A 4618-nucleotide genomic window follows, 5' to 3' on the forward strand; every position below is an offset into this window, starting at 1 on the left:
TACCGACCAGGTCGAACGCGAGCAGCGCCTGAGCGCCTCCGAGGAGAAGTTCGCCAGCCTGTTCCAGGTCAGCCCCGACCCCATCTGCGTTACCCGCCAGGACACTGGCCAGTTCATCGAGATCAACCCGGCCTTCACCCAGAACTTCGGCTGGAGCGGCGAGCAAGTGCTTGGCCGCACTGCCGAGGAGATCGGCTTGTGGGCCGAATCCATCGAGCGTGCGCAACGCATCGAACGGGTAATTCGCGAACAGGCGCTGAGCAATGTCGCCGTGGTCGTCAACCACCGCAGTGGGGCGCCCCTGACGTGCGTGATCTCCAGCCGCCTGATTACTGTCGACGACCAGCCCTGCAGCGTGACCACCCTGCGCGACATCACCCAACAGCAACGCGCCGAAGCGGCCCTGAAATCCAGCGAGGAAAAGTTCGCCAAGGCCTTCCACTCCAGCCCTGACGCCATCACCATCACCGAATGCAACAGTGGCCGTTACCTGGAAGTCAACGATGGCTTCTGCCGCCTGACCGGCTATAGCGCTGCGGAAGTGGTGGGCCAGACCGTGTACGAAATCGGCATCTGGGCCGATGACAAGCAACGCGGCGCCTTGCTCGCCGAACTGCGCGAGCGCGGTCGGGTTCATCACCGCGAGATGCTCGGGCGCAACAAGCGCGGCGATATCCTGACCGTGGAGGTGTCGGTCGAGCGGATCACCCTCAATGAAGTGGACTGCCTGTTGCTGACCGCCCGCGACGTCAGCCAGCTGAAGAACGCCCAGGCGCAGATCCGGCACCTGGCCTACCACGACCCGCTGACCAACCTGCCCAACCGCGCCCTGCTGATGGACCGCCTCAGCCAGCAGATCGCCCTGCTCAAGCGCCACAACCTGCGCGGCGCGCTGCTGTTCCTCGACCTTGACCACTTCAAGCACATCAACGACTCGCTGGGCCACCCGGTGGGCGACGCGGTGCTGAAGATCATTACCGCGCGCCTGGAAGCCAGCGTGCGCCTGGAAGACACCGTGGCGCGCCTGGGCGGCGACGAGTTCGTGGTGCTGCTCAGTGGCCTGGAAGGCAGCCGAGAATTGGTGGAAGCACAAGTGCGCGAACTGGCCGACACCCTGCGCGAGCTGCTGGCCGAGCCCATGTCGCTGGATGGCCAGCGCCTGCAGGTCACGCCCAGCATCGGCGTGGCGCTGATCCCCGACCATGGTGCCACCCCGGCCGACCTGCTCAAACGCGCCGATATCGCCCTGTACCGGGCCAAGGATTCCGGCCGCAACACTACCCAGCTGTTTCACACCACCATGCAAAAGGCCGCTAGCGAACGCCTGCGCATGGAGAACGACCTGCGCCTGGCCCTGGCCCGCGGCGAACTGGCGTTGCACTTCCAACCGCAGGTGGATGCCCGTGACAACCGCATCGTCGGTGCCGAGGTGCTGCTGCGCTGGCACCACCCGCAACTTGGCCAGCAGCCACCCGCGCAGTTCATCCAGGTACTGGAGGAAAGCGGGCTGATTCTGGAAGTGGGGAGCTGGATCCTGGACGAGGCCTGCGACGCCTGCGCGCGCATGCTGACGGACGGCCTGATCGACGCCGACGACTTCAGCCTGTGCGTGAACATCAGCCCGCGGCAGTTCCGCCAGGCCGACTTCGTGGGGCGGGTACTGCGCAGCCTCGACGACTACCGTCTGCCCCGCAAGATGCTGAAGCTGGAAATTACCGAGGGCATCGTCATCCAGAACCTGGAAGACACCATCAGCAAGATGCGCGAGCTCAAGCGCTATGGGGTGAGTTTCGCCATGGATGACTTCGGCACGGGCTACTCGTCGCTGACGTACCTGAAGCGCTTACCGGTCGATGCACTGAAGATCGACCAGAGCTTCGTGCGCGATGCGACGGTCGACCCGAACGATGCCGAGATCGTCCGTGCCATCGTCGCCATGGCCCGCAGCCTGGACCTGGCGGTGATTGCCGAAGGGGTCGAGCTCACAGAGCAGCTGGAGTTTCTGGAGCAGCTGGGGTGCTACCTGTACCAGGGCTACCTACATAGCCGGCCGTTGCCGTTGGCGGAGTTCCGGCAGATGTTGCTGGAAGCACCGGCGGATTACTGACTGGAACCCCGATGTGGCCGCTTTCGCAGGGCCAGGCAAAAAAGGGCACCCGAAGGTCAATCCCAGTCAGTTAAGTAATTTGGGGCCGCTTTGCGACCCTTCGCGGGCACGCCCGCTCCCACATCTTGAATTCACCTGTGGGAGCGGGCGTGCCCGCGAAGGGCTGCACAGCAGCCCCAGTAACGCAGGCATTAACCCAAAGATGCCCTTGTTTACAACGACCCCATCAATTCAGCGCTGGCTTGTCGCCGTTGATCGGGATGCGCTTGGCCTTGGCTTCTTCAGGCACGATGCGCAGCAGGTCGATGCTGAGCAGACCATTGGCCAGGCCGGCAGCCTTGACTTCAATGTGGTCGGCCAAGCGGAACGACAGCTTGAAGGCGCGCTGCGCGATACCCTGGTGCAGGTAGGTCACTTCAGCATCGCCATTGTCACGCTTGCCACCGATAACGGTCAGGACACCCTTTTCGACCTGCAGGTCGAGGTCCTGCTCCTGGAAACCGGCTGCGGCAACCACGATACGGTATTGGTCATCGCCATGCTTTTCCACGTTGTAGGGCGGGTAGCTGCTACCAGCCTCATTACGGGCCGCGGATTCGAACAGGTCATTGAAGCGGTCGAAGCCAACGGAATGACGGAACAGTGGAGCAAGAGAGAAAGCGGTAGTCATGGTCATAAACTCCTGAGTATCAGCAAGTAAGTCATTGCGCGACCCGAATTCGGCATCGCGTACTCAAGAGATAGGGCCAAGACAAAGGCTTTCAAGAGGGTAAATTGAAAAAATCTGCTGGGGGGGGAAACGGGCCGATGGCCGTTCAGGCAACACAGGCCTCGGCCACCGCCTCACAGCCCAGCAACCGGCTGATCCGCGCACAATCATCCTCGCGGCGCAACTCGGCAAACAGCAGCACCGCCTCCGGGTAGCTACGGGTCAGCATGGCCAGCCACTGCTTCAGTCGGCCGGGCGCATAACGCGGTGACAGCTTGGCCTGGGCCTGGCGCCAGAACTCGCGCAGCAGCGGCTGCAGGTCCTGCCAGCCCAGCGGCTGGTAATCACGCCCATCCCGCGCCGCGGCTATCTGCAGGCCAAGGTCAGGGCGCGAAACCAGCCCACGGCCAAGCATGATGTCCTCGGCACCACTGACCTCACGGCAACGCCGCCAGTCGTCCACGGTCCAGATCTCGCCATTGGCAAACACGGGCACCTTGACCACGTCCTGCACCCGCGCCACCCACTCCCAATGGGCGGGCGGCTTGTAGCCCTCGACCTTGGTCCGCGCATGCACCACGAGGTGCGCCGAGCCGCCGTCAGCCAGCGCCATGGCGCAATCCAGCGCGCCGGCCGGGCTATCGAAGCCCAGGCGCATCTTCGCGGTTACCGGGATATGCGCAGGCACCGCGCGGCGCACGGCATGCACGATAGCATGGAGCAACTCCGGCTCTTTGAGCAGCACGGCGCCACCGCGGGACTTGTTCACTGTCTTGGCCGGGCAGCCAAAGTTCAGGTCGATGACCGGCGCGCCCAGTTCACAGGCCAGTGCGGCGTTTTCCGCCAGGCATAGCGGGTCAGACCCCAGCAGTTGCACGCGCATGGGCACCCCGGCAGCCGTCAGCGCCCCCTGGCGCAGCTCGGGCGCCAGCTTGTGGAACGAAGCCGGCGGCAACAGGCGGTCGCACACCCGAATGAACTCGGTGACGCACCAGTCTATGCCGCCCACACGGGTCAGCACGTCGCGCAGGATGTTGTCGACCAGCCCCTCCATGGGGGCCAGAGCAATTTGCATGTCGGGGTCTCGGCGGAAAAAGGCGGCAGTCTAACAAAAAAACCCGGCGTTTCAGGCACCGATCAGCGCCGGCCCATAACCGTCGAGAAATTCTGCCGGCATGCGCCTGGGCTTGCCGCTGGAAAGCTCAATGCAGGCGAAGGTGGTCTGCGCTCGCAGCAGGGTCACACCGTCACGCGGGCGTTGGAGTTGGAAACGCCGGGTCATGCGCAGGCGCTGATCCCAGTCGATGATCCAGGTGGCCAGTTGCAATTCGTCGTCTTCGTAGGCGGCCGCCAGGTAATCGATTTCGTGGCGCACCACAGCCATTGCACGGTCCAGCCGGCGATACGCGGCAAGGTCCAGGCCCAGGCGCTGGGAGTGACGCCAGGCACAGCGCTCCAGCCAGGTGACGTAGACGGCATTGTTGGCGTGGCCGAGGCCATCGATGTCCTCGCTGCCGACGCGCAGGTCGATGACGAAGGGTGTTGGCAGGTCCCAACTCATGTTCGCTTCCTTGGCGCAAAAGCCGATTTAGCAGCGGCGAGCGGGTCAATGTCCAGCGACATCGCCATGCTCCAGGGTCAATGCACCCTGCGCAGCCTGCAGAATGCGTTAGCCAGGCAAAAAGCCATGGCCCTATTCCAGAGCAGGTATGACAGGGAAAACGGGGGAAGGGGAAAAACAAAAGGCTCATTCAATAATCGAATGAGCCTTCAAAGTCCCGCAAAACGCGGGTAAAAAAATT

General features: G+C 63.3%; 4 protein-coding genes. 1 reads left to right on the forward strand and 3 read right to left on the reverse strand.

The features are described 5' to 3' along the window. Positions 1 to 2107: EAL domain-containing protein (locus APH30_RS26095; RefSeq protein ID WP_156326702.1), on the forward strand; the 2107-nt coding region annotated here is incomplete at its 5' end. 226 nt (positions 2108 to 2333) lie between these two features. Here the strand turns inward: APH30_RS26095 and APH30_RS26100 are convergent. The 3 genes from APH30_RS26100 to APH30_RS26110 form a co-directional block, all read right to left on the reverse strand. After that, entirely contained in the window at positions 2334 to 2777 is a 444-nt protein-coding gene (locus APH30_RS26100) for an Hsp20 family protein (RefSeq protein WP_009685045.1), read from the reverse strand. A 145-nt stretch (positions 2778 to 2922) separates the two neighbouring features. Further along, complete coding sequence (locus APH30_RS26105) at positions 2923 to 3891, reverse strand: tRNA-dihydrouridine synthase (RefSeq protein WP_009685046.1); 969 nt, start codon at positions 3889 to 3891, stop codon at positions 2923 to 2925. Positions 3892 to 3942: 51 nt separating this feature from the next. Next, the gene (locus APH30_RS26110) at positions 3943 to 4377 is read right to left on the reverse strand and encodes a thioesterase family protein (RefSeq protein WP_009685047.1); all 435 of its coding nucleotides are present in this window, start codon (positions 4375 to 4377) and stop codon (positions 3943 to 3945) included. Between the last annotated feature and the right edge of the window lie 241 nt (positions 4378 to 4618).

This window comes from Pseudomonas sp. NBRC 111127 (genome assembly GCF_001320345.1).
Lineage (GTDB): Bacteria > Pseudomonadota > Gammaproteobacteria > Pseudomonadales > Pseudomonadaceae > Aquipseudomonas > Aquipseudomonas juntendi.